19 protein-coding genes and 4 tRNA genes are annotated in these 25,121 nt (G+C 61.3%); 21 read left to right on the plus strand and 2 right to left on the minus strand.

Annotation, left to right across the window (positions count from 1 at the left end; translation table 11 throughout):
* Nucleotides 1-243: 243 nt before the first annotated feature.
* The 12 genes from gltX (at nucleotide 244) to Q8X51_RS20790 (ending at nucleotide 9,669) form a co-directional block, all read left to right on the plus strand.
* Nucleotides 244-1,725 (plus strand): glutamate--tRNA ligase, encoded by a 1,482-nt coding sequence (gltX, locus tag Q8X51_RS20735; protein ID WP_065925084.1) that lies wholly within the window; start codon nucleotides 244-246, stop codon nucleotides 1,723-1,725.
* A gap of 147 nt (nucleotides 1,726-1,872) precedes the next feature.
* A tRNA-Ala gene (locus tag Q8X51_RS20740) sits at nucleotides 1,873-1,948 on the plus strand.
* Between the two features lie 78 nt (nucleotides 1,949-2,026).
* A tRNA-Glu gene (locus Q8X51_RS20745) sits at nucleotides 2,027-2,102 on the plus strand.
* A 50-nt stretch (nucleotides 2,103-2,152) separates the two neighbouring features.
* Nucleotides 2,153-2,228 (plus strand) — tRNA-Ala (locus Q8X51_RS20750).
* A gap of 80 nt (nucleotides 2,229-2,308) precedes the next feature.
* Nucleotides 2,309-2,384 (plus strand) — tRNA-Glu (locus tag Q8X51_RS20755).
* A gap of 182 nt (nucleotides 2,385-2,566) precedes the next feature.
* Nucleotides 2,567-3,106, plus strand: coding sequence for a TetR/AcrR family transcriptional regulator (locus Q8X51_RS20760; protein ID WP_027604060.1), 540 nt, complete (start codon nucleotides 2,567-2,569; stop codon nucleotides 3,104-3,106).
* A 14-nt stretch (nucleotides 3,107-3,120) separates the two neighbouring features.
* Complete coding sequence (locus Q8X51_RS20765) at nucleotides 3,121-3,954, plus strand: alpha/beta hydrolase (RefSeq protein WP_065925085.1); 834 nt, start codon at nucleotides 3,121-3,123, stop codon at nucleotides 3,952-3,954.
* A gap of 39 nt (nucleotides 3,955-3,993) precedes the next feature.
* Nucleotides 3,994-4,428, plus strand: a complete 435-nt coding sequence (locus Q8X51_RS20770; RefSeq protein ID WP_065925086.1) for an acyl-CoA thioesterase — start codon at nucleotides 3,994-3,996, stop codon at nucleotides 4,426-4,428.
* 55 nt (nucleotides 4,429-4,483) lie between these two features.
* Nucleotides 4,484-5,443: a tRNA dihydrouridine synthase gene (locus Q8X51_RS20775; protein ID WP_407693492.1), complete on the plus strand. Its 960-nt coding sequence runs from the start codon at nucleotides 4,484-4,486 to the stop codon at nucleotides 5,441-5,443.
* 489 nt (nucleotides 5,444-5,932) lie between these two features.
* Complete coding sequence (locus Q8X51_RS20780) at nucleotides 5,933-7,288, plus strand: hypothetical protein (protein ID WP_407693493.1); 1,356 nt, start codon at nucleotides 5,933-5,935, stop codon at nucleotides 7,286-7,288.
* Nucleotides 7,289-7,385: 97 nt separating this feature from the next.
* Complete coding sequence (locus Q8X51_RS20785) at nucleotides 7,386-8,342, plus strand: hypothetical protein (RefSeq protein ID WP_330216266.1); 957 nt, start codon at nucleotides 7,386-7,388, stop codon at nucleotides 8,340-8,342.
* Between the two features lie 70 nt (nucleotides 8,343-8,412).
* A complete protein-coding gene (locus Q8X51_RS20790) occupies nucleotides 8,413-9,669 on the plus strand; it encodes a hypothetical protein (protein WP_407693494.1) in 1,257 nt (418 codons plus the stop codon).
* A gap of 3 nt (nucleotides 9,670-9,672) precedes the next feature.
* Here Q8X51_RS20790 and Q8X51_RS20795 read toward each other — a convergent pair whose 3' ends face one another.
* Nucleotides 9,673-12,951, minus strand: a complete 3,279-nt coding sequence (locus tag Q8X51_RS20795) for an EAL domain-containing protein (protein WP_065947092.1) — start codon at nucleotides 12,949-12,951, stop codon at nucleotides 9,673-9,675.
* Nucleotides 12,952-13,017: 66 nt separating this feature from the next.
* Nucleotides 13,018-13,908, minus strand: coding sequence for a LysR family transcriptional regulator (locus Q8X51_RS20800; protein ID WP_065925091.1), 891 nt, complete (start codon nucleotides 13,906-13,908; stop codon nucleotides 13,018-13,020).
* A gap of 140 nt (nucleotides 13,909-14,048) precedes the next feature.
* Here Q8X51_RS20800 and leuC point away from each other — a divergent pair, with 140 nt between their 5' ends.
* The 9 genes from leuC to Q8X51_RS20845 all read left to right on the plus strand — a co-directional run bounded on the left by leuC (nucleotide 14,049) and on the right by Q8X51_RS20845 (nucleotide 24,891).
* Entirely contained in the window at nucleotides 14,049-15,467 is a 1,419-nt protein-coding gene (gene leuC, locus Q8X51_RS20805; protein ID WP_027604068.1) for a 3-isopropylmalate dehydratase large subunit, read from the plus strand.
* A 10-nt stretch (nucleotides 15,468-15,477) separates the two neighbouring features.
* The gene (leuD, locus tag Q8X51_RS20810; RefSeq protein WP_065925092.1) at nucleotides 15,478-16,122 is read left to right on the plus strand and encodes a 3-isopropylmalate dehydratase small subunit; all 645 of its coding nucleotides are present in this window, start codon (nucleotides 15,478-15,480) and stop codon (nucleotides 16,120-16,122) included.
* Nucleotides 16,123-16,169: 47 nt separating this feature from the next.
* On the plus strand, nucleotides 16,170-16,934 hold the full coding sequence (locus Q8X51_RS20815; RefSeq protein ID WP_065947093.1) for a class I SAM-dependent methyltransferase: 765 nt from the start codon (nucleotides 16,170-16,172) through the stop codon (nucleotides 16,932-16,934).
* 52 nt (nucleotides 16,935-16,986) lie between these two features.
* Nucleotides 16,987-18,069 carry a 3-isopropylmalate dehydrogenase gene (leuB, locus tag Q8X51_RS20820; RefSeq protein WP_017530190.1) on the plus strand — a complete coding sequence of 361 codons (1,083 nt, stop codon included), beginning with the start codon at nucleotides 16,987-16,989 and terminating at the stop codon, nucleotides 18,067-18,069.
* Between the two features lie 64 nt (nucleotides 18,070-18,133).
* On the plus strand, nucleotides 18,134-19,246 hold the full coding sequence (gene asd, locus Q8X51_RS20825; RefSeq protein WP_027604071.1) for an aspartate-semialdehyde dehydrogenase: 1,113 nt from the start codon (nucleotides 18,134-18,136) through the stop codon (nucleotides 19,244-19,246).
* Nucleotides 19,247-19,493: 247 nt separating this feature from the next.
* Nucleotides 19,494-20,504, plus strand: a complete 1,011-nt coding sequence (locus Q8X51_RS20830) for an aspartate-semialdehyde dehydrogenase (protein WP_065947094.1) — start codon at nucleotides 19,494-19,496, stop codon at nucleotides 20,502-20,504.
* A gap of 163 nt (nucleotides 20,505-20,667) precedes the next feature.
* Complete coding sequence (locus tag Q8X51_RS20835; protein ID WP_407693495.1) at nucleotides 20,668-23,229, plus strand: FimV/HubP family polar landmark protein; 2,562 nt, start codon at nucleotides 20,668-20,670, stop codon at nucleotides 23,227-23,229.
* Nucleotides 23,230-23,369: 140 nt separating this feature from the next.
* Entirely contained in the window at nucleotides 23,370-24,194 is an 825-nt protein-coding gene (truA, locus tag Q8X51_RS20840; RefSeq protein WP_027604074.1) for a tRNA pseudouridine(38-40) synthase TruA, read from the plus strand.
* 64 nt (nucleotides 24,195-24,258) lie between these two features.
* Entirely contained in the window at nucleotides 24,259-24,891 is a 633-nt protein-coding gene (locus Q8X51_RS20845) for a phosphoribosylanthranilate isomerase (protein WP_074847320.1), read from the plus strand.
* Nucleotides 24,892-25,121 lie beyond the last annotated feature (230 nt).

Consider the following 25,121-nt stretch of genomic DNA (forward strand, 5'->3'; position numbering starts at 1 on the left):
CGCGGGGCAAGCCCGCTCACCACAGAAGCCTAATTGCCATAGATTCCGTATTCACTGGAAGTTGTGTAGATACCCATGCTCATCGGGGGCAAGCCCCCTCCCACATTTGACGGTGTTCACAAGTCAAAGTGTGGGAGGGGGCTACACCCCGATGGTTGTGCCTCGGTTTTCCAGAAATCACCCAGGCTGTTACCATTCGCCCCTTGTTTCAATTTCAGTTATATCGCCCATTCGAGACCTGCCATGACCACCGTCCGCACGCGCATCGCGCCATCGCCTACTGGGGATCCCCACGTCGGCACTGCCTACATCGCCTTGTTCAACTACTGCTTTGCCAAGCAGCACGGCGGTGAATTCATCCTGCGGATCGAGGACACCGACCAACTGCGCTCCACCCGTGAGTCGGAACAGCAGATTTTCGATGCCCTGCGCTGGTTGGGCATTACCTGGGCCGAAGGCCCGGACGTAGGCGGCCCGCACGGTCCGTATCGCCAGAGCGAGCGCAGCGACATCTACAAGCAGTACACCCAGCAACTGGTCGACATGGGCCATGCGTTCCCATGCTTCTGCACCGCTGAAGAACTCGACCAGATGCGCGCGGAGCAACAGGCCCGTGGCGAAACCCCGCGCTACGATGGCCGCGCATTGCTGCTGTCGAAAGAGGAGGTGGCTGCCCGCCTGGCCGCCGGTGAACCTCACGTTATCCGCATGAAGGTGCCGAGCGAAGGCGTGTGCGTGGTGCCGGACATGCTGCGCGGTGATGTCGAAATCCCGTGGGACCGCATGGACATGCAGGTGTTGATGAAGACCGACGGCCTGCCGACGTACTTCCTGGCCAACGTGGTCGACGACCACCTGATGGGCATCACCCACGTATTGCGGGGTGAAGAATGGCTGCCATCGGCGCCGAAGCTGATCCTTCTCTACGAATACTTCGGCTGGGAACAACCGCAGCTGTGCTACATGCCGCTGCTGCGTAACCCGGACAAGAGCAAGCTGTCCAAGCGCAAGAACCCGACCTCGGTGACGTTCTACGAGCGCATGGGCTTCATGCCTGAAGCGATGCTCAACTACCTGGGCCGCATGGGCTGGTCGATGCCGGACGAGCGTGAGAAGTTCTCGCTGCAGGAAATGGTCGATAACTTTGACCTGTCCCGCGTGTCGCTGGGCGGGCCGATCTTCGATATCGAGAAACTCTCGTGGCTCAATGGCCAGTGGCTGCGTGATCTGCCGGTGGAAGAATTCGCCAGCCGCGTGCAGCAATGGGCGCTGAACCCTGAATACATGATGAAGATCGCGCCACTGGTGCAGGGCAGGGTGGAGACGTTCAGCCAGGTTGCCCCGTTGGCCAGCTTCTTCTTTGCCGGTGGTGTGAACCCGGATACCAGGCTGTTCGAATCCAAGAAGCTCTCGGGCGATCAGGTGCGCCAGTTGATGCAACTGATCCTGTGGAAGCTGGAAAGCCTGCGCCAGTGGGAGAAGGATGCGATCACTGCGACGATCCAGGCGGTGGTGGAGTCCCTTGAGTTGAAATTGCGCGATGCCATGCCGCTGATGTTTGCCGCGATCACCGGGCAGGCCAGTTCGGTGTCGGTGCTGGATGCGATGGAAATTCTCGGCCCGGACCTGACCCGTTTCCGCCTGCGCCAAGCCCTTGATTTGCTTGGTGGTGTATCGAAGAAAGAAAACAAAGAGTGGGAAAAGCTGTTGGGCGCTATCGCTTAAGCAGTCCATTGCAGCGACGAAACCCAGCTTTTCCGGGGTTTCGTCGGTAAGTGATTGTTATCCCGGCAAAAAATTTTGGAAAATGTTGAAAATAAATTTGACACCTTTCCAAACCGCCATTAAGATTCGCCCCGTCCTCACCGATGAGGGGCTATAGCTCAGCTGGGAGAGCGCTTGCATGGCATGCAAGAGGTCAACGGTTCGATCCCGTTTAGCTCCACCAATCTACAGGTTCAAGGTCTGGCCACACCGTCCTTGAATCGATCAGCTCTCAGCGCTGGTCAGTTGTACAGAAGGTTTTGTCCCCTTCGTCTAGTGGCCTAGGACACCGCCCTTTCACGGCGGTAACAGGGGTTCGAGTCCCCTAGGGGACGCCAGTTTCAACAAGCAGTTCGAAAGGTCTGCTGCGCCGCGAGGCGAAAAATCCGGGGCTATAGCTCAGCTGGGAGAGCGCTTGCATGGCATGCAAGAGGTCAACGGTTCGATCCCGTTTAGCTCCACCAATTTACAGGTTCAAGGTCTGGCCACACCGTCCTTGAATCAGATCAGTTCTCAGCGCTGATCAGGTGTATAGAAGGTTTGTGTCCCCTTCGTCTAGTGGCCTAGGACACCGCCCTTTCACGGCGGTAACAGGGGTTCGAGTCCCCTAGGGGACGCCACGATTACCCGCTCTGCGGGATTTTTAAGGGTCATTCAATTATTGAATGGCCCTTTTGTTTGTCTGGCGTTTGGCCAATTCTCTCCCCCCATTCCCTTTGCTTTGCTGACCAGTGGTCATGCTTGTCGCTTGCCAAATATTATTATGGTAATAATATTCAACCCATGAAAGTCGGAGGCAACGATGAGCGATAAAAAAGCGCAAACCCGCGAACGTATTCTGCAAGCCGCCAGCGCTGCATTGACCCAGCGTGGTCCGGCCGAGCCTAGTGTGGGCGAAGTCATGGGCGCGGCGGGGCTGACCGTCGGTGGTTTCTACGCACACTTTGAAAGCAAGGACGCCTTGATGCTGGAGGCGTTCACCCAGTTGTTGGCGCGGCGGCGTGCATCTATCGACGATATGGACGCACAGCTGACGGGAGAAGAGCGCAGGGGCCTGGTGGCGGCGTTTTATCTGTCACGCAAGCACCGCGATTCAACAGTCCAGGCATGCCCGATACCGGCCACAGTGGGCGAGATGGCGCGGCTGCCGGACGCCTTCCGCGAGGCGCTGAGCGAGCATGTGGAACTGATGGCGGCCCAGCTTGCCGCGAGTCCCGAAGACACTGACAAAGCCTTGGCTGATATGGCGTTGATGATCGGCGGGCTGGCCTTGGCGCGTGCCCTGGGGCCGGGCGAGTTGTCGGACCGAGTGTTACGCGCGGCCAAGTCGGCTGTGCGTTAGAAGAGGGTGCGAGGATGGGCGCGTTAACCTGGATTCGTCGCTTCAACGGCACCGTTGGACACCTGGCACCGCAAACCGTGGCCAACAAGATGCGGCGTGCCTTCATGACGCCGCGCGACCTGCCGCCACGTGACTGGGAGCTGCCGCTGCTGGCGCAATCGGAGCGCATCACCTTGCGTTTCGGTCTGTCGGCCCTGCGCTGGGGCCAAGGCCCTGCGGTGTTGTTGATGCACGGCTGGGAAGGCCGGCCAACCCAGTTCGCCAGTTTGATCACCGCGTTGGTAGGCAACGGTTACGCCGTGATTGCCCTGGACGGTCCGGCCCATGGTCGTTCGCCGGGACGGGAAGCTCACGTGCTGCTGTTCGCCCGAGCCATGCTGGAGGCGGCTGCCGAACTGCCGCCGCTGCACGCCGTGATCGGGCATTCCATGGGCGGCGCCAGTGCGATGCTGGCAGTGCAGTTGGGGCTGCGTACCGAGGCGTTGGTGAGCATCGCCGCCCCGTCGCGCTTCCTGGATGTGCTGCGCGGCTTTACCACGATGGTCGGTCTGCCGGCGCGGGCACGCTCGGCGTTTATCCAGGAGGTGGAGCTGGCGTTCGGAATGCCGCTCAAGCACTTGGATGTGGCGCACTACCAAATGAACATCCCTGGCCTGGTCGTGCACGCCGAGGACGATACCTTTGTTCCGGTCAAGGCATCTCAAGCCATCCACGAAGCCTGGTTCGACAGCCGCCTGCTGCGCCTGGAGCAGGGCGGGCACCAGAAAGTGCTGGCCGATCCCCGGGTAATCGAGGGCGTACTGGCGCTGTTGGCCGGCCGTCGTCTACAGGACCGGCAAACCGCCTGATACACTGCTCCCGCCGACATCAATCGACTGGAGCAAGGCATGGGCTGGGATTTGGCAACGCCGTTTATCATCGATCTGCAGGTCGCCCCTGAAGACATCGACGGCCTGGGGCACGCCAATAACGCGGTGTACGTGTCCTGGCTCGAGCGCTGCGCCTGGCGCCATTCGCAGCGTCTGGGGCTGGACCTCACCGAGTACCGCCGCCTGGACCGTGCCATGGCCGTGGTGCGCCATGAAATCGATTACCTCGCGGCAGGCTACGAAGGCGACGAGCTGCAGTTGGCCACCTGGATCGTCGATTGGGACCGGCGCCTGAAGATGACCCGTCGTTTCCAGCTGGTACGCCCGCGTGACGGTGCCACCTTGCTGCGGGCTCACACCACCTTTGTCTGCATCGAATTGTCCAGCGGCAGGCCCAAGCGCATGCCGGCCGAATTTCTCGACGGTTATGGTCCCGCCCTGACAGGGGGTTAACGGTTGCCGCGGGAAACCCAGTAAACTGCGCCACGATTTTTGTTGAGTGTTTTCCATGCAAATTGCTTTGGCGCCCATGGAGGGGTTGGTCGACAACATCCTGAGGGACGTGTTGACCCGCGTGGGCGGTATCGACTGGTGCGTGACCGAGTTCATCCGCGTCAACGACCGCTTGCTCACCCCCGCGTATTTCCACAAGCTCGCCCCGGAACTGCTGCACGGCGCCCACACCGCAGCCGGTGTGCCGTTGCGCGTGCAATTGCTCGGTTCCGACCCGGTATGCCTGGCGGAAAACGCCGCCCTGGCCTGCGAGCTGGGTTCCGAGGTGATCGATCTGAACTTCGGCTGCCCGGCCAAGACCGTCAATAAATCCCGCGGCGGTGCGGTGCTGCTCAAAGAGCCGGAGCTGCTCAACCGGATCGTCGAACACGTGCGCCGTGCCGTGCCTGCCCATATCCCGGTGACCGCCAAGATGCGCCTGGGCTTCGACAGCCCGGATGGCGCGCTGGTGTGTGCCACGGCCCTGGCCGAAGGCGGTGCGGCGCATATCGTGGTGCATGCGCGTACCAAGACCGATGGCTACAAACCGCCCGCCCACTGGGAGTGGATTCCGCGTGTGCAGGAGGTGGTCAAGGTGCCGGTGTTCGCCAACGGCGATATCTGGAGCGTCGAAGACTGGCGGCGCTGTCGGGAGATCAGTGGTGTCGAAGACATTATGCTCGGTCGCGGCCTGGTGGCGCGCCCGGACCTGGCCCGGCAAATCGCCGCCGCGCGTGCAGGCGAAGACGTCGTGGAAATGACCTGGGCGCAAATGCAACCCATACTCCAGGACTTCTGGACCCAGTCGGTCGCACAGTTGACCGAGCGCCAGGCCCCTGGCCGGTTGAAGCAGTGGCTGGCAATGCTGACGCGCAACTACCCCGAAGCTGTCGCGCTGTTTACCGCGTTGCGCCGCGAGACCGAACTGGAGCAGGTCAGCCGGTTGTTGGGGATGGATACTCCGGTCGCAGCCTGACCTCTTAAAGCGCTGTGTCGAACGCCTGATATGTTTCACAGAAGGCTCCTTGTCGAAAGACAAGGAGCCTTCTGCGTTTCAAAGTCTTTGGATAATGACTGAATCATTCTGCTCGTTCTGGTGACTGTTCCTGCGACGCTTTGATGATTGCGGGTGGATGTTCTGTGCGTGTGAATTATCACAGTTCAACTATTAGTGGTGTGTTCAGTTATGTCTCTTAATTGCATGTCCAGCACTTTATGAGTGGGTATGTCTGTTAGTGCGGCGCCGGTGTGCGATGAATCAAGGTTTTCTTGGAATGACCATGGGGTAAAGTCTGAAAGTTCGCGTTGGTTTCCTTATGTGAGGCGCGATTTCTGGAACTCGATAGTCTCACGCTCCACGAAGTAGGGACTGTAAGGCAGCGCTGTTGTTTTCCAGTATCTATAAATCCTATCGCCACTCCTGGTGTTAACCGCCGGGGAGGGGCGCCCACTAAGGAGCGTATTTATGTCCATCTCGATTAATGGTTCACCCTCTGTAAAGGTTGAGACCCCGCGTCACCACTTGCTGCCATCGACACCTCTTAAAACCAATGAACCGCTGAGTTCTTCCAAGGCGGATCCAGTATGGATTTCGCCTGCGCTTCGGCCTGACGTCGCCCGAGCGCCTCACGGTGAAATGATGATCAACGCCGGAGCATTTTCAAAATTGTTCGACATGCTTGAGCAAGTCTTCAAAACCATGCGTGAGATGGTGTCGGTGAGAAACATGACGCCTGCCCTGACCACACATTCCGATAAAACACCCAAGCACACGCCGGATATGACGACCCTGCTGAAAGCAAAGGCGGAACCAGCCAAGTTGCCAGGGACCACCCCGGACTTGGCGACCCAATTGAAAGTGAAGGGGGGACCAGGCACAGCGCCCAGGGCTACATCGGATACGACGAATCAGCTGACAGTGAAAGTCGACAAAGGGACGCTTCAGTCGGTCCCTGTGCCCCGTGTCAACGTGAGCAACGACTCGAATGCGCAGGTCAAGGTGGAACTCAATATCGGCAATTGTCACTGTCCTGATACCCATGTGGAGCGCGACGGAGGACGGGTCAATCCTCCTTCGGTGCCCACCCCCGGGGTGACTCCACAACCCGATGCCAAGGTGCCGCCCATCAGGCCTGAGGTACGGCTTAATGCTCACCCGGTGCACAGGCTCGACGTGACTCCACGGCACGACACCAAGATGCCGGACAACAGGGCGACGGATACGAAGCTGCCGGACACCAAGTTGCCCGGTACCAAGGTGCCGGACACCAAGGTGCCAGACGCCAAGGTGCCGGACGCCAAGGTGCCGGACGCCAAGGTGCCAGACGCCAAGGTGCCAGACGCCAAGGTGCCGGACGCCAAGGTGCCGGACACCAAGGTGCCAGACGCCAAGGTGCCAGACGCCAAGGTGCCGGACACCAAGGTGCCAGACGCCAAGGTGCCGGACACCAAGGTGCCAGACGCCAAGGTGCCGGACACCAAGGTGCCGGACGCCAAAGTGCCGGACGCCAAGGTGCCGGACGCCAAGGTGCCGGACACCAAGGTGCCGGACACCAAGGCTCCTGACGCCAAGGTGACACCACCCTCCAAAGCCAAGTCTTCAGGCATCCATCCTGGCGCGCTGCACCGGCTTGAATCGACGCCCCTGCCCGGAACTACACCGCGACCTGACACAAACACCCTGACCTCGACCGATAACAGGCAGAAGGATATTCCCGATCAGCCAAAGCCCGAAGCGGACGTCACCAGTCCTGGCCCTGCTGAAAATGAGACTGACTTCAAGGGGTGGGCCTTTATCAACCGTCGTCGGTTAGGAAACTGATTCCTGCCATTGCGTCGAAACTTCTTGGATAAATAAAACGGTGTTTCTCCGGGCGGCACAGCGCTTGGAGAAATACTCAGAAAGTGGAGTGAACACCATGTCGTATTGTTCGATTCATAATATTGCGCGCGTAGTGAATGTTCGTCTGGCGTATAACAGAAACTTGCCGGCGGCCGTTAACGAACCTGCACCTTCCTATCGATTTAAATCTATCGAGTTTGGCACAGGCGCTGCATCTGTTACCGCAGGCGGGCCACGCGGTCAGGCGGCGATAGGAGCCGATCCAGATCCGGCTGCCAGCGTTATTACGTTGTTCACTTCGTTTTTTACGCAGTTATTTAATCTTCTAACGAGTAAAACGGATAAGTTGGTTCCCGATAGTACGCCGCGCCCTCAGGTAAATCCGACCGTCGAGCCCGTCGTGCCGCCGGAGCCGCAACCCAAACAGTATGTGCCTATACCGAACCTGTCGGATAAACGTAATGGCGCAAAACCTGACAATATCTGGAGTGGGTTTCGTCAAGGCCCGGATGGTAACTGTGTCACGGTATCGGCCATCAAGGCAGCCATGTACAAGTTCGGCCAAAGTCCAACGGATATCTATAAAGAGGTGAGCAAGACAAGTGATGGTTACCGGGTGACGATGCGCGATGATTTTGTACTTAACTTGACGGATCAAGAGTTAAAAATTGGCGCCGCGGCTTCGCGTTTTATCGGCCGTGATAAAGGCATGCTCAAGGACGCGCAATTCCTGTTCGCCGTCAGTGCCAAGCGTGCACAGATGGAAAACAACGACGGCTGGGCGAACCGCAGTTATACCGCCGGAGTGAGAAGCTTGAACAATGGTGAGGATGAGTATGGGCCTGGCGAGGGTTTCCTGCGTCTGGGCCTCAGGAAGCACATGAAGAGGGTGAGTGTGCGAGATCTCGCCAGGGGGCAGCTGGGCATGTGCAATCGAGCCTTCCATTCCGTGGCGGTGATCAATGGCCGCGAAGAGATGTATGGGCGCCAGGGTTCCGCACCGACCCGTGGGGACGCCATCGCATTGGTGTGATGTGCGCGTGCAAGAGGTGCGGCCAGTGCCCTGGCTGTACGTTTTCGTCCAGCCTTGAGTGAGCAGTCCGATGAACACTTTGATTGAGGGGCATCGCACGGTCATGGCAAAACGGCTGCCTGAGCATGGTTCAAGTATTGTCCGCTCCGGGGCCGGGATGAGCCTTGATGGGCCCGTGAATGCATTCGCTGCCGCCGAGCGTCGATTCGGCGAAAATAGGGACTGCAGTACTCACGTGGCGGTTATCAAACTGATGATGATGACCCTCGGCCCGCGTCCCTCCGATGTTTTCCAGCAGGTAACCCAAGCGGGTGAAGGTTATGCCGTCACCATGAAGGATCAATACAGGGTGCATGTGTCCCAGGCAGAGCTTGAGCAGGTCACCCGGGCGTCAAGGTTCACAGGGCAGGACCCTGATGCGCTGAAGCACGCCAACTTCATGTTGGCGGCCTTTGTAAAGCGCAAGCAGCAACTGGGCGGCTACGCGACGTTCGGTGCTGCCCTGGCGAAGACCCTTGAGGGCGAGACAAGCAAGCGTTGCCTGGAGGGAATGGGCGTGTATGGGTTGTCGCGATGGGTTGCCGCCCGCGACATGGTCGGCAGGGATTTGGCCTGGGTCCGCCAGACCCATGACTTCGGAGCGGCGCTCGTGGTGGGCGGCGCCAATCACACGCACGGCGAAGGTTACGGTTATGTGCTATTTGATGATCGTGAGACGCCACCGCAGCGTGACAGGGGCCTGGCTCACGTATCGGAAAGTATCCGGCACGCCGATATCTGGAGCGGTTTTTATCAAGGTGTGGAGGGCAATTGCGTGACGGTGTCGGCGATCAAGGCGGCTATCACCCGTTTCCCCGAAGGCATCTACACGGCCATCTACAGAACGCCAGCCGGATGCGAAGTGACCATGCGTGATGGCTTCCGGTTGCGCTTGAGCCATGAGGAACTGAGGCAGGCTACCGCCGCGTCGAACTTCTATGGCAGCAACCCGGTATTGCTGGATTACGCCAACTTCCTCTATGCCTGCAGCGCCAAGCGGGCGCAGTTGGAGAACAACGATTTCCGTGCGGGGAGAAGCTTTTCGGCGGCCCTGGAAACCCTCAACAATGGCGAATACCCCGGTGAGGCTCTCCAGCGCCTGGGCCTGTTCGGTTACATCCGTAACAGCACTGTCGAGGAGTTGGTCAACGGTGCAATCGGTACGATTGCAGACGGTTGGCATTCCGTGGTGGTCGTCAAAGGGATGCTGGACCTGTATGGGCAAAAGTACGCCTTGAACGAGTCGCCCTGGCGGCGCAAAACGCTCACTGCGTTGAAGCTGGTGTAAGGGCTAGCCCAACAACCGCCGAAATCCTTCGATCGGCAGTGGCCGACTGTGCAAATACCCCTGGAACAAATGGCAGCCCAGCTTTTGCAGGAAGGCCAATTGCTCCGGGGTTTCCACGCCTTCGGCAATCACCGTCAGGTTCAGGCTGCGGGCCATGGCCACGATGGCGCGGATGATTTCGGCGTCGTTGGGGTCATGGGTCGCGTCGCGTACGAAGGACTGGTCGATCTTCAGCGCATCCACCGGCAGGCGCTTGAGGTACGTCAGCGATGAGTAGCCGGTACCGAAGTCATCCATGGCAAAACTGACACCGAGCTTTTTCAGGCGGCGCATCTTCGCCACGGTGTCGTCCAGGTTCTGAATCACGATGCCTTCGGTGATTTCCAGTTTCAGCAGGTTGCAGGGCAGTTGATGCCGCTTGAGGCTGCGCTCCACCCGTTCGACAAAGTCGTTCTGGCGAAACTGCCGGGGGCTGATGTTCACGCACAGGCTGAAATTCAACGGGTCCACCAAGCCTTCGGCAATCAGCTGTGCAAAGGCGGCGCAGGCCTCGTCGAGGATCCAGGTACCCACTTCGAGGATCAGGCCGCTGTCTTCCAGGACCTTGATGAATTCGGACGGCGACTGCGCGCCCAACTGCGGATGCTGCCAACGCACCAGGGCCTCGGCGCCGACGATCTTGTTGCCGCGCGCATCCACCTGGGGCTGGTAATGCACGCTGAACTCGCCGCGTGACAGGGCCAGGCGCAGGTCGGTTTCCATGCGCAGGCGCTCGCTGGCGGCCTTTTGCATGCTGTTGTGGAACATCTGCGTGGTGTTGCGCCCCGAATCCTTGGCCCGGTACAGGGCGATGTCGGCGCGCTTGAGCAGGTCCGCCGGGGTCGTGCCATGGTCGGGAATCAACGCCACGCCGATGCTTGGCGTGACCTGCAGGCGATGGCCATCGAGGAACATCGGCTCCGAAAGCAATTCGCGCAGGGTATCGGCCAGTTCCTGCACCTGGGTGCTGACTTGAGTGCGCGTACCATCCAGGCCGCTGAGCAGTACCACGAACTCATCGCCGCCCAGGCGCGCCACCGTGTCCTCCATGCGCACGCTGGCTTCCAGGCGCGCGGTGACGATTTTCAGCACGGTGTCGCCCACCGGGTGGCCGAGGGAATCGTTGATGTGCTTGAAATGGTCGAGGTCGAGAAACAGCAGGGCACCGCGCAGGTTATGGCGCTTGAGCAAGGCGATCTGTTGGCTCAGGCGATCCATCAGCAGCGCGCGGTTGGGCAGGTTGGTCAGCGGGTCGTGATAGGCCAGGTGACGGATCTGCGCCTGGGCGTTTTTCAGCAGGCTCACGTCCCGCGCGGTCAGCAGCAGGCACGGGGTTTCATTGAGGGTGATCGGCTCGACCGAGACTTCTACCGCCAATACGTCGCCGCGCTTGTTGTGCCAGAGCATTTCCAGGTGAGGGATGCGCCCTTTGATCTGCAATTCGGCCAACAAGGCGGAACGCTGGTTTTCATCGGCCCAGATGCCGATCTGGTACAGCGTCAGGCCGATGGCTTCTTCGGCACGGTAGCCGGTGAGGCGGCAGAAGCCATCGTTGACCTCCACATAACGGCCGGTGTCGCGCTCGGTGATGGAGATGGCGTCGGGGCTGGAATGGAAGGCCTTGGCGAATTTTTCCTCGCTGGCCTTCAGCGCGGCCTCCGAGCGTTGTTGCTGGGTGATGTCGCGCAAGGTGGTGACGATGCACGGCTGGTCGCCCACCTTGATCAGCCGGCTGGAAATCATGCAGGTCAGGGTTTGGCCGTTCTTGTGGTGCACCACGATGGCCACATTGCTCAACGCCTGGTCGCGAATCACCTGTTCGATACGCTGCAGGCGCTTGCTTGACTCGTCCCACAGGCCGATCTGCTCGGCGCTCTTGTCGATCACCTCGGCCGCCGTCCAGCCAAACGTCTGGGTGAAGGCGGGGTTGATCTCGATGAACCCGCCACTGTCCAGGCAGGTCACGCAGATGGGATCGGGGCTGGCCTGGAACAGGCTGGCGAACTTTTCTTCGGAGGCGGTCAGGCGTTGTTCGCGTTCCACCTGGTCGGTGATGTCCAGCAGGGTGCCGGCCATGCGCAGCGGCGCCCCTTGCTCGTCGCGGTAGAGGCGGGCGCGGCTTTCCAGGTAGCGCGAGCTGCCGTCTTCCACTGGCACGCGGTAAGTGAGTTGGTAATTGCCGGCCGGGCCTTCGCGCAGGGTGCGATAAGCGTTGCGCATGTTCTCGCGCTCTTGCCTGGGCATGCCCTCGAAAAACGCCTCGAAGGATTCATGGAAGGGCTCGGGTGGCAGGCCGTGCAGTTGAGCGGCGCGGGCCGAGCCGTAGAGCATGCCGGTGGGGATATGCCAGTCCCAGGTGCCCAGTTGCGCCGAGTCCAGGGCCAGGTCCAGGCGCTCCTGGCTGTCCTTGAGGGCATTTTCGGCGTTTTTGCGCTCGGTGGTGTCGAGAAAGGTGCTGAGCAAATAAGCCTCGCCCTCCAGTTCGACCTTTTGTGCACTGAGGGTGCCATCGTGGATCTGGCCGTTGCTGGCGCAGAACTGCACTTCCATGGTGATGGGTTCACCCTTGCGCTGGGTGGCCAGGACCAGCTGCGCACGTTGTTCGGGGTGCCTCCACAGGCCCAGGTCCAGGGTGCTGCGGCCGATGGCATCGGCCACCGGCCAGCCGAAGAGCATCTCGAAATACTGGTTGGCTTCGCTGATCAGGCCGTCGGACTGGCGGGTCAACAACACCATGTTCGGGCACAGGTGAAACAGCGTGGCGAAGCGTTTTTCGGAATGGCTGAGGGCGTGCTCCCGCTCGCGCTGGCGAGTGGTTTCGCGGATCACGCCGATCATGCGGCGCCGACCGGCCTTGTCCGGTGCCAGGCTGCCGTTGATCTCCAACCAGTGATGGGTGCCGTCCGGCCATTGGATGTGATGGTGCATGGCCTGCTCGAACGGCTCGCCGGCCAGTACCGCATGAAAGGCTCGCACCACCCGGGAGCGATCCGAGGGCGCCAGCAGGTCGAGGTAGTCCAGGTCCTTGGGCAGTGGTTGGCGCGGGTCGAAGCCGAACAGCGCCTGGGTGCCCCGTGACCAGCTGATACGGCCCGTGTCGATTTCCCAGCACCACGCGCCCAGCCGGGCAGCATTCAGGGCTGCCAGCAGTTGCGGGGCGCTGTCCCAGCTTTGTTCCGCCTGCTGGGGGTCCAGGGCGTAGATACGGGGCAGGGGAGGCAGAGGGTCGACAGGGTTGCGCATTATCAAAGGGCCTTGGCTCGATGGGCAAACAGCGCGGTTTTATTCACAACCTGGGGCCGCACGGCGTCATACCGGTATCACTGGCAGATCCACCTGTGCATCCAACAGGCTCATGAACGCCCGCGCAGCGTTCGACAGCGTCCTTTCGGTGTGCACGATATAGCCTAGCTGGCGACTGAGTTGTATGCCTGGCAAAGCGATACTCGCCACCTGATCATCGAGCATGGTGCGCGGCAACACGCTCCAGGCCAGGCCGATGGAGACCATCATCTTGATGGTTTCCAGGTAGTTAGTACTCATCGCGATGTTCGGGGTAAGGCCCTGGGCCTCGAACAGTCGGCTGACAATATGGTGGGTAAAGGTATTACCGCCAGGGAAAACCGCCGGGTGGCCGGCAATATCGGCCAGGCTGACGTCGCGGTTGCCGGTGAGGCTGTGCTCCGGCGCCACCACGAAATCCAGCGGGTCGTCCCACACCGGGGTGGCGCGTACCAGGTGATGGGGGGCGGGCGCCAGGGTGATCACTGCCACTTCGGCGCGGCCGTGGAGGATTTCTTCGTAGGCCACTTCCGAATCGAGAAACTGAATATCCAGCGCCACATTCGGGTATTCCCGGGTGAAGGTACGCAGGATCGGAGGCAAACGATGCAGGCCGATGTGGTGGCTGGTGGCCAAAGTGAGGCGGCCGCTGACTTCTCCGGTGAGGTTGGTGAGGGCGCGGCGGGTGTCGTCCAGCACGTTGAGAATCTGATAAGCGCGCGGCAGCAAGGCCCGGCCGGCTTCGGTCAGGCCGACTTCACGGCCCAGGCGATCGAACAGTCGCACCTTCAATTGCTGTTCCAGGCCGGCGATGCGCTTGCTGATGGCCGGTTGGGTCAGGTGCAGGCGTTCACCGGCACCTGAGAAGCTGCCGGTCTCGGCGATGGCAATAAAGGCATTGAGGTTGGCCAGGTCCATGGGTGTATTCCAGTTGGTAATCCAAAGCATAAAAAATATGAATTTGAGTTATTTAATGTAGCGCCATACCATCAGCCTCACAAGCCAAAGGGTTATTGAAAAGCCCGGCGCATAGAAACACCGCTGATGAGGACCGACTGATGGCCGGCAAAACGCTTTACGACAAGCTTTGGGATTCCCATGAAGTGAAACGGCGCGACGATGGCTCGTCGCTGATCTATATCGACCGTCACATCATCCATGAAGTGACCTCGCCCCAAGCGTTCGAAGGCCTGCGGCTGGCCGGGCGCAAGCCCTGGCGCGTCGACTCGATCATCGCCACCCCGGACCACAACGTACCGACCACCCCGGAGCGCAAGGGCGGGATCGACGCCATTGTCGACACCGTGTCGCGCTTGCAGGTGCAGACCCTCGACGACTACTGCGACGAATATGGCATCACCGAATTCAAGATGAATGACGTGCGTCAAGGGATCGTCCACGTGATCGGCCCGGAGCAGGGCGCCACCTTGCCGGGCATGACCGTGGTCTGCGGCGACTCCCACACCTCCACCCACGGTGCGTTTGGCGCCCTGGCCCACGGCATCGGCACCTCGGAGGTGGAGCATGTGTTCGCCACCCAGTGCCTGGTCGCCAAGAAAATGAAGAACATGCTGGTGCGTGTCGAAGGCACCTTGCCGTTCGGCGTGACCGCCAAGGACATCGTGCTCGCCGTGATCGGCAAGATCGGCACCGCCGGCGGTAACGGCCATGCCATCGAATTCGCCGGCAGCGCCATTCGCGACCTGTCCATCGAAGGCCGCATGACCATTTGCAACATGTCCATCGAAGCCGGTGCTCGCGTGGGCATGGTGGCGGCGGACGAGAAAACCGTTGAATACGTGAAGGGGCGCCCATTTGCACCGCAAGGCGCCGATTGGGACGCCGCGGTTGAAGCCTGGAAAGACCTGGTGTCAGACGCCGATGCGGTGTTCGACACCGTGGTTGAACTCGATGCTGCCCAGATCAAGCCGCAGGTCAGCTGGGGCACTTCGCCGGAAATGGTCCTGGCCGTCGACCAGAACGTGCCGGACCCGGCGCAGGAAGCCGACCTGGTCAAGCGCGGTTCCATCGAGCGCGCCTTGAAGTACATGGGCTTGAAGGCCAACCAGGCGATCACCGACATACAGTTGGATCGCGTGTTCATCGGTTCCTGCACCAACTCGCGGATCGAAGACCTGCGCGCTGCGGCGGTGATCGCCAAGGGCCGCAAAGTCGCTTCGACCATCAAGCAGGCCATCGTGGTGCCAGGCTCGGGCCTGGTTAAAGCCCAGGCGGAGGCCGAAGGCCTGGACAAGATCTTCCTCGAAGCCGGTTTCGAGTGGCGTGAGCCGGGCTGCTCGATGTGCCTGGCGATGAACCCGGACCGCCTGGAGTCGGGCGAGCATTGCGCGTCGACCTCCAACCGTAACTTCGAAGGGCGTCAGGGCGCCGGTGGCCGTACCCACCTGGTCAGCCCCGCCATGGCCGCCGCCGCTGCCGTCAACGGTCGTTTCATCGACGTTCGCGAATTGATCTGAGGAAAACCCGATGAGAGCTTTTACCCAACACACCGGTTTGGTCGCGCCGTTGGACCGTGCCAACGTCGACACCGACCAGATCATCCCCAAGCAGTTCTTGAAGTCCATCAAACGCACCGGTTTCGGCCCCAACCTGTTCGACGAATGGCGCTACCTGGACGTGGGCTACGCCTACCAGGACAACTCCAAGCGCCCGCTGAACAAGGACTTCGTGCTCAACGCCGAGCGCTACCAGGGCGCCAGCGTGTTGCTGGCCCGGGAAAACTTCGGTTGCGGCTCCAGTCGCGAGCACGCGCCGTGGGCCCTGGAAGAATATGGCTTTCGCAGCATCATCGCGCCGAGCTATGCCGACATCTTCTTCAACAACAGCTTCAAGAACGGCCTGTTGCCGATCATCTTGACCGACGAAGAAGTCGACGAACTGTTCAAGCAAGTGGAAGCCGATGTGGGCTACCAGCTGACCATCGACCTGGCTGCGCAAACCGTGACCCGTCCGGACGGCAAGGTGTACCACTTTGAGGTGGACGCCTTCCGCAAGCACTGCCTGATCAACGGCCTGGACGATATCGGCCTGACCTTGCAGGACGGCGATGCGATTGCCGCGTTCGAAGCCAGGCACCGGGTGAGCCAGCCCTGGTTGTTTCGTGACGCATAAATTGATGTAGGCCGGTACCAGCAACACAACCCTTGAAGGATGCCACCATGACCAGCACCGCCCACACCCAAGTCGTGCAAAAACAATTCGGCGAACAGGCGTCTGCCTACCTGAGCAGTGCCGTGCACGCCCAAGGCACCGAATTCGCGCTGCTCCAGGCCGAACTGGCCGGGCAGGGCGGTGCACGACTGCTGGACCTGGGCTGCGGTGCCGGTCATGTGAGTTTCCATGTGGCGCCATTGGTCAAGGAAGTGGTGGCCTACGATCTGTCCCAGCAGATGCTCGATGTGGTGGCCGCCGCTGCGCAAGATCGCGGTCTCACCAATATCAGCACCGTAAACGGCGCCGCCGAGCGCCTGCCGTTTGCCGATGGCGAATTCGACTTCGTGTTCAGCCGTTATTCGGCGCACCATTGGAGCGACCTCGGCGTGGCCCTGCGCGAAGTGCGCCGCGTGCTCAAGCCGGGCGGCGTGGCGGCGTTTGTCGATGTCTTGTCACCGGGCAGCCCGTTGCTGGACACTTACCTGCAAACCGTCGAAGTGTTGCGCGACACCAGCCACGTGCGTGACTACTCCGCCGCCGAATGGATGCGCCAGCTCAGCGAAGCCGGTTTGCACGTACGCAACAGCAGCCGCCAGCGCCTGCGCCTGGAATACACCTCGTGGGTCGAACGCATGCGCACACCGCAAGTGCTGCGCGCCGCGATCCTGCAGCTGCAGCAGGCGATGGGCCAGGAAGTGCGCGATTACTACGAGATTCAGGCCGACGGCACCTTCAGCACCGACGTGCTGGTGGTCTGGGCCGAACGCTGATTAATTTTCCCGACCTGCCCACGGGCAGGTCGCTCGATGAAATGAGGAACCCATGAGCAAGCAGATTCTGATTCTCCCTGGCGACGGTATTGGTCCGGAAATCATGGCCGAAGCGGTCAAGGTCCTGGAGCTTGCCAACAGCAAGTACAGCCTGGGCTTCGAATTGAGCCACGACGTGATCGGCGGCGCTGCCATCGACAAGCACGGCGTGCCCCTGGCCGACGAAACTCTGGACCGCGCCCGCGCCGCCGATGCCGTGCTGCTGGGCGCCGTGGGTGGCCCGAAGTGGGACAAGATCGAGCGTGATATCCGCCCTGAGCGCGGCCTGCTGAAAATCCGCGCACAGCTGGGCCTGTTCGGCAACCTGCGACCGGCGATCCTCTACCCGCAACTGGCCGATGCGTCGAGCCTGAAGCCGGAAGTGGTGGCGGGCCTGGACATCCTGATCGTGCGTGAACTGACCGGCGGTATCTACTTTGGCTCGCCACGGGGCGTGCGCGAGCTGGAGAATGGCGAGCGCCAGGCCTACGACACCCTGCCGTACAGCGAGAGCGAAATCCGCCGTATCGCCCGCGTCGGTTTCGACATGGCCCGTGTACGCGGCAAGAAGGTCTGCTCGGTGGACAAGGCCAACGTCCTGGCCTCCAGCCAGCTGTGGCGCGAAATCGTCGAAGAAGTGGCCAAGGATTACCCGGACGTCGAACTGAGCCACATGTACGTCGACAACGCCGCCATGCAATTGGTCCGTGCGCCGAAGCAGTTCGACGTGATCGTCACCGACAACCTGTTCGGCGACATCCTGTCCGACCAGGCGTCGATGCTCACCGGTTCCATCGGCATGCTGCCGTCGGCGTCCCTGGACACCAATAACAAGGGCATGTACGAGCCTTGCCACGGCTCGGCGCCGGACATCGCGGGCCAGGGCATTGCCAACCCGCTGGCGACCATCCTGTCGGTCTCGATGATGCTGCGTTACAGCTTCAACCTGAGCGACGCCGCGGATGCGATCGAGAAGGCCGTGAGCCTGGTGCTGGACCAGGGCTTGCGCACCGGCGACATCTGGTCGCAGGGTTGCACCAAGGTGGGTACGCAGGAAATGGGCGACGCAGTAGTCGCCGCGCTGCGGAATCTGTAATCTCTCGGGCCCGCTTGCAGTTGTTGCTGCAAGGCGGCCCACTTTTTAACAAGGTGTAGTTGCGATGAAACGTGTAGGTCTGATCGGTTGGCGCGGTATGGTCGGTTCCGTGCTCATGCAGCGGATGCTGGAAGAGCAGGATTTCGATCTTATTGAGCCGGTGTTTTTCACCACTTCGAACGTAGGTGGCCAAGGGCCGTCCGTGGGCAAGGATATTGCCCCGCTCAAGGACGCCTACAGCATTGAAGAGCTGAAGACCCTCGACGTGATCCTCACCTGCCAGGGTGGCGACTACACCAGCGAAGTCTTCCCCAAGCTGCGTGAAGCCGGCTGGCAGGGTTACTGGATCGACGCCGCCTCGAGCCTGCGCATGCAGGACGACGCCGTGATCATCCTCGATCCGGTCAACCGCAAGGTCATCGACCAGCAACTGGATGCCGGCACCAAGAATTATGTGGGCGGCAACTGCACCGTCAGCCTGATGCTGATGGGCCTGGGCGGCCTGTTCGAAGCCGGCCTGGTCGAGTGGATGAGCGCCATGACCTACCAGGCGGCGTCCGGCGCCGGCGCGCAGAACATGCGTGAGTTGATCAAGCAGATGGGCGCGACCCACGCCGCCGTCGCCGATCAACTGGCCGACCCGGCCAGCGCGATCCTCGACATCGACCGCCGTGTGGCCGAAGCCATGCGCAGCGATGCCTACCCGACCGAGAACTTCGGTGTGCCATTGGCCGGCAGCCTGATCCCGTGGATCGACAAAGAGCTGCCGAACGGCCAGAGCCGCGAAGAGTGGAAGGCCCAGGCCGAGACCAACAAGATCCTCGGCCGGTTCAAGAGCCCGATCCCGGTGGATGGCATCTGCGTGCGCATCGGCGCCATGCGCTGCCACAGCCAGGCGCTGACCATCAAGCTGAACAAAGACGTGCCGATCGCCGATATCGAAGGGCTGATCAGCCAGCACAACCCCTGGGTCAAGCTGGTGCCGAACAACCGCGACATCAGCATGCAGGAGCTGAGCCCGACCAAGGTCACCGGCACCCTGAATGTACCAGTGGGCCGTCTGCGCAAGCTGAACATGGGCACCCAGTACCTGGGCGCATTCACCGTCGGCGACCAACTGCTGTGGGGCGCGGCCGAGCCGTTGCGTCGCATGTTGCGGATCTTGCTGGAGCGTTGATCGCTTGAAGCAATAATAGAAACCCGCGTTCTGGTGACAGGCGCGGGTTTTTTATTGTTCTTTCGGGCGCTAACGGGGCAAGCCCCCCCCACAGTAAACAGCATTTCAAGGTTGGAACTCGGTTGAATGTGGGAGGGGGCTTGCCCCCGATAGGGCCATCAGCCACTTCACCAGACCCAGGTTAATTGCCTCGCTCCCGGCCACCCGGTAAAGTGCCGCTCCCCCCGCAATGCCCGAGGCAGCCCCCATGACCCAGACCTTTGAAATTGCCGTGATCGGTGCCACCGGCACCGTTGGTGAAACCCTGGTGCAGATTCTCGAAGAGCTGGAATTCCCGGTGGGCACCCTGTACCTGCTGGCGGGCAGTAACTCTGCTGGCGCCTCGGTACCGTTTCGCGGCAAGAACGTACGGGTCAAGGAGGTCGACGAATTCGATTTCAGCAAGGTGCAACTGGCCTTCTTCGCCGCAGGCCCGGAAGTCACCCTGAGCTTCGCGCCGCGAGCCACGGCGGCGGGTTGCTCGGTGATCGACTTGTCGGGAGCCTTGCCCGCCGAGCAGGCGCCCCAGGTGGTGCCGGAAGCCAATGCCCACGTCCTCGACGGCCTGGAAAAACCGTTCCAGCTCGGCAGCCCGAGCCCGTCGGCCACCAACCTGGCGGTGGTGCTGGCGCCGTTGCGCGGCTTGCTGGACATCCAGCGTGTCGCCGTCACTGCCAGCCTGGCAGTGTCTGCCCAGGGCCGCGAAGCCGTCAGCGAATTGGCACGTCAGACCGCCGAGCTCCTGAATGTGCGCCCTCTGGAACCTAAGTTCTTTGACCGGCAAATGGCCTTCAACCTGTTGGCACAAGTCGGCACGCCAGACGCCCAAGGGCATACCACCCTGGAAAAGCGCCTGGTTCACGAACTGCGCGCAGTCCTGGAATTACCTTTGCTAAAGATTTCCGCAACTTGCGTTCAAGCCCCGGTGTTTTTTGGCGATAGCCTGACTGTGTCATTGCAATTGGGTGCGGCGGTCGATCTTGCCGCCGTCAACCGCGCATTGGAGGCCGCGCCGGGTATCGAGCTGGTAGAAGAGGGGGATTACCCTACAGCCGTGGGCGACGCAGTGGGCCAGGATGTGGTCTATGTAGGCCGGGTGCGCGCGGGAGTGGATGACGCGGCTGAACTAAATCTGTGGCTGACGTCAGATAACGTACGCAAGGGCGCCGCCCTTAACGCCGTGCAACTGGCGCAGTTGTTGATAAAACGCCTTGCGTAAAAGATACTTGGCGGCAATTTGTAGATTGATTCTAACCAGGCGCTATGCTTGGCCCCAAGCAGGAACAATTGCGCGTCGGTGACCTATCGGCTCGCCATGCCTTATGGCAAGCGGTTACCAACCTTCTCGCAGGCCGGGGAGTGTTCAAACAAAGGATGAGGCTATGGTTCAAGTTCGCAAACTGGTGTTAGCAATAGCGGCCGCCTCGGCGCTGTCCTCCGGTATGGCGCAGGCGCTCCAGTTGGGGGAAATGACCCTCAAGTCGAAGTTGAACCAGCCGTTGTCGGTGGAAATCGAATTGCTCGATGTCGGTGGCCTCACGGCGTCCGAGATCACCCCGAGCCTGGCCTCATCCCAGGCGTTCGTGGACGCGGGCGTCGATCGCCAGGCGTTTCTCGATGACCTCACGTTTACCCCGGTCATCAATCCCAGCGGTCGCAGCGTGGTGCGCGTCACCTCCAGCAAGCCGCTGCCGGATTCCTACGTACGTTTCCTGCTGCAGGTGCAATGGCCCAATGGCCGCTTGATGCGCGACTACAGCGTGTTGCTCGACCCTGCCAAGTTCGACCAGTCGGCTTCGACCCCCGCAGCACCTGCACCGCGCGTGGGAACGCCCGGCCGCAGTGCGCCCGCTGTGAGCAAGCCGGCCCAGCACACCACCACCTCCCGCGACACCCTGTGGGAAATTGCGCAGAAGCACCGCAATGGCGGCTCGGTGCAGCAGACCATGCTGGCCATTCAGGCACTCAATCCCGACGCCTTTATCGACGGCAATATCAACCGCCTGAAAACCGGCCAGGTGCTGCGCCTGCCGGACACCGTACAAAGCACGGCGTTGCCGCAGCCTCAGGCAATTGCCGAAGTGAGGGTACAAAATGCCGCCTGGCGCCAGGGTCGGCGCGGGGCGACCAATCAGGCGGCCGGTAAGCAGCAACTGGACGCCACCAAGCGTGCCCAGGCCGGCAATGCGCCGTCGACCACCAATACCCAGGACAACCTGAGCCTGGTCTCGGCTGAAGCAGCCAGGAAGGGCGGCAAGGGCAAGGCCGGTGACAGCCAGGTCTTGAGTGACAAGCTGGCGATGACCCAGGAGCAACTGGACACCACCCGCCGCGATAACGAAGAACTCAAGAGCCGTGCGGCAGATCTGCAAAGCCAGTTGGATAAACTGCAAAAGTTGATTCAACTGAAAAACGATCAACTGGCCCGTTTGCAGGCAGACAAAGGTGCCCCGGCCGTAGCGGCGACGGCAGCGATGCCCGCACAGCTGGCAAGCGACCCGGCCGCCACGCCGGCCGCACCCGCTGCACAGGCCGCCGCGCCAACGCCAACCCCGGCGGCGCCGGCACCTGAGGCAGCTACGCCGGCCACGGCACCTGACACCACGGAAGGCAAGTTCAATGATCTGCTGACCAATCCGGTTGTCCTCGGTGTGATCGGCGGTGCGGCTGGCCTGGTGGTGTTGCTGCTCCTGCTGTTGTGGGCGCGCCATCGCAACGCCCGCCGTGAAGAGGAAAAGCACTTGCGCATGGCGCGGGCGCTGGCTGAAGAGCCGGAATTTACCTCAAGCATCGAACAGGACCTGCCGTCGGACAGTTTCGAAGGCCTCGAAGTGCCGCCGCCGAACGTCAAGCTGGCAGCCGCTCCGGCACCTGCTCCAGTGGTTGCGCCGGCGGTAGCGGTTCCGACGGTTGCCTCCGTGCTCGCGCCGCTGGCCGCTGCCGTGGCCCCGCAAAACGCCAACGATGCCCTGGCGCAAGCCCAGTCCCATATCGACCGTGGTCATCTGAACCAGGCCGCCGATGTGCTGGAGCAAGCGATCAAGCACGAGCCCAAGCGCAGCGACCTGCGGTTGAAGCTGATGGAAGTCTACGGCCTGCAAAGCGACAAGGACGGTTTCGTGACCCAGGAGCGTCAACTGGTGGCCAATGGTGAAAACCATGCCCAGGTCGAGCAGCTCAAGTCGCGCTTTCCTGCGATGGCGGTATTGGCGGCGGGCGTCAGTGCCGCGGTTGCCGCCGCGGCCCTTGACGCTCAGTACGTCAAGGACCTGCTGGAAGACAAGCCGGCTGCCCCGGCCGCCGAGCCCGATGCACTCGACACCGATTTCGACCTGAGCCTGGATGAGCTGGAGGCGGCTTCGCCAGCCAGCCTGGACGACGAGCAGACGTTTGCAGCGCTCCTGGAGCAGCAATCGGCGCCCAAGGCCGGCGAGGAAGACCTGTCGGACTTCGACCTGGACCTGCAACTCAATGACCCGGCGTCCGAGCAATCCGACGACGACTTCCTTTCCGGTCTTGAGGACCAGATGAAGGATGTGTCTGCCGTGGAGCCGCCGACGCTGACCCCATCGGCGCTGGATGACTTCGATTTGCCGGAGGATTTCGACTTGTCCCTGGCGGACGAACCAGACGCAGCCGCCAAGCCGGATGCCTTCGCTTCGGAGCTGGACGATGTCAACGCCGAGCTGGATCGCCTGTCCCAGAGCCTGGAAAGTCCGCCCATCGAACCTTCCTTTACCGCTGAGGACGCGGCGCTGGGCGATGATGAACCGGAGTTCGATTTCCTGTCCGGTACGAATGAAGTCGCCACCAAGCTAGACCTCGCCCAGGCCTATATCGACATGGGGGATGCCGACGGCGCGCGGGACATTCTCTCTGAAGTGCTCACCGAAGGTGATGAGGCGCAGCGCGGCGAGGCCAAGGAAATGCTCGGCAAAATCTGAAGGTTGATGCAGGTGCGGTGTGGGAAGGTCAATCCCCAACAAAAGCGCACGCCACGCAGCTGGCGCATTTATAATGGCCGCCTTCGCGCAACTCATCAGGCTCTCAGTTCTTGGCAAATATAGATAACCCGGCCGCCGAAATGGCGGCCGCTGGCTTTTACCGCATCGCCCTCGGCGTGGAATACAAAGGCTCGCGCTATCGCGGCTGGCAGCGCCAGGCGTCAGGCGTGCTGACGGTGCAGGAAACCCTGGAGAAGGCGCTGTCGAAAGTGGCTGACTCCCCGGTGTCGTTGATGTGTGCCGGGCGTACCGATGCCGGTGTGCATGCCTGCGGCCAGGTGGTGCACTTCGATACCCAGGCCGAACGCACGATGAAGGCCTGGGTGATGGGCGCCAATATCAATTTGCCCCATGACGTCAGCGTAAGTTGGGCCAAGGTCATGCCTGCGCACTTTCATGCGCGCTTCAAGGCGATTGCCCGGCGTTATCGCTATGTGATCTACAACGACCAGATCCGTCCCGCGCACCTCAACGAAGAAATCACCTGGAACCACCGTCCGCTGGATGCCGAACGCATGGCCGAGGCTGCGCAGCATCTGGTAGGGGTGCATGATTTCAGTGCGTTTCGTGCCGGCCAGTGCCAGGCCAAGTCGCCGATCAAGGAAGTCCACCACCTGCGGGTGACTCGCCACGGCAAGATGATCGTGCTGGACATCCGCGCCGGCGCCTTCCTGCACCATATGGTGCGTAACATTGCGGGCGTATTGATGACCATCGGCACCGGCGAGCGCCCGGTGGAATGGGCCAGGGAAGTGCTGGAAAGCCGCATTCGCCGCACGGGCGGCGTCACGGCGCATCCGTTTGGCCTGTATCTGGTGGACGTGGAGTACCGAGACGAGTTCGAGCTGCCGCAGCGTTTCATCGGGCCACACTTCCTCACAGGGTTCAGTGAACTTGGCGGCTGACGCCCGGAAAAGCTTTTGTTACCATCCGGGACTTTATCGGTCCAACCCCTGAGGTTTCTACGACATGCCTGCCGTTCGCAGCAAGATTTGCGGGATTACCCGCATAGAAGACGCGCTGGCGGCAGTCGAGGCGGGGGCGGATGCCATTGGCCTGGTGTTTTATGCCAGGAGCCCGCGGGCGGTGAATGTGTTGCAGGCGCGGGCGATCATTGCGGCGCTGCCGCCGTTCGTGACCACCGTGGGCTTGTTCGTCAACGCCAGCCGCTGCGAACTCAACGAAACCCTGGATGCCGTGCAGCTGGATATGCTGCAATTTCACGGCGACGAAACCCCGGATGAATGTGAAAGCTACCAACGCCCGTATATCAAGGCGTTGCGGGTCAAGGCGGGTGACGATATAGCGAGGGCCTGCGCGGCCTATTCCGGCGCGCGTGGCGTTCTGCTGGACACGTATGTCGAAGGCGTACCCGGTGGTACCGGTGAAGCGTTCGATTGGTCGCTGATCCCCGAAGGATTGAGCAAGCCGATCATCCTGGCCGGGGGGCTCAACCCAGCGAATGTCGGTGCGGCGATTCAACAGGTCCGGCCGTATGCCGTGGATGTCAGCGGTGGGGTAGAGCAAGGCAAGGGCATCAAGGATCACGACAGGATTCGCGCATTCATGCACGCGGTGCGCAACAGCTGTGGCGGGATGTGACGGCTGGCAGTCTGCCGCCGTCCATAACTACCACTGTGTAAAACAGCCCGGCGCCGCCTGAGGGCGGCCCGGAAATGAAGTGGCAACCTGCGCAGGCAGGCTGTCTGGAAGGCTGAGGATGCAGGCTGGAAATGGCAGGTCGAACGTCTGACCCCGTCCAGCCTGCGTCATCGCCACATATGAATTTAGCTCAAGGGCATACGCGGGGCTGTGTTCAAGCCACCGGTACT

The sequence above is a fragment of the Pseudomonas sp. Yb2C2 genome (assembly GCF_052112325.1).
In the GTDB taxonomy this organism is placed as follows: Bacteria; Pseudomonadota; Gammaproteobacteria; order Pseudomonadales; family Pseudomonadaceae; genus Aquipseudomonas; species Aquipseudomonas marginalis.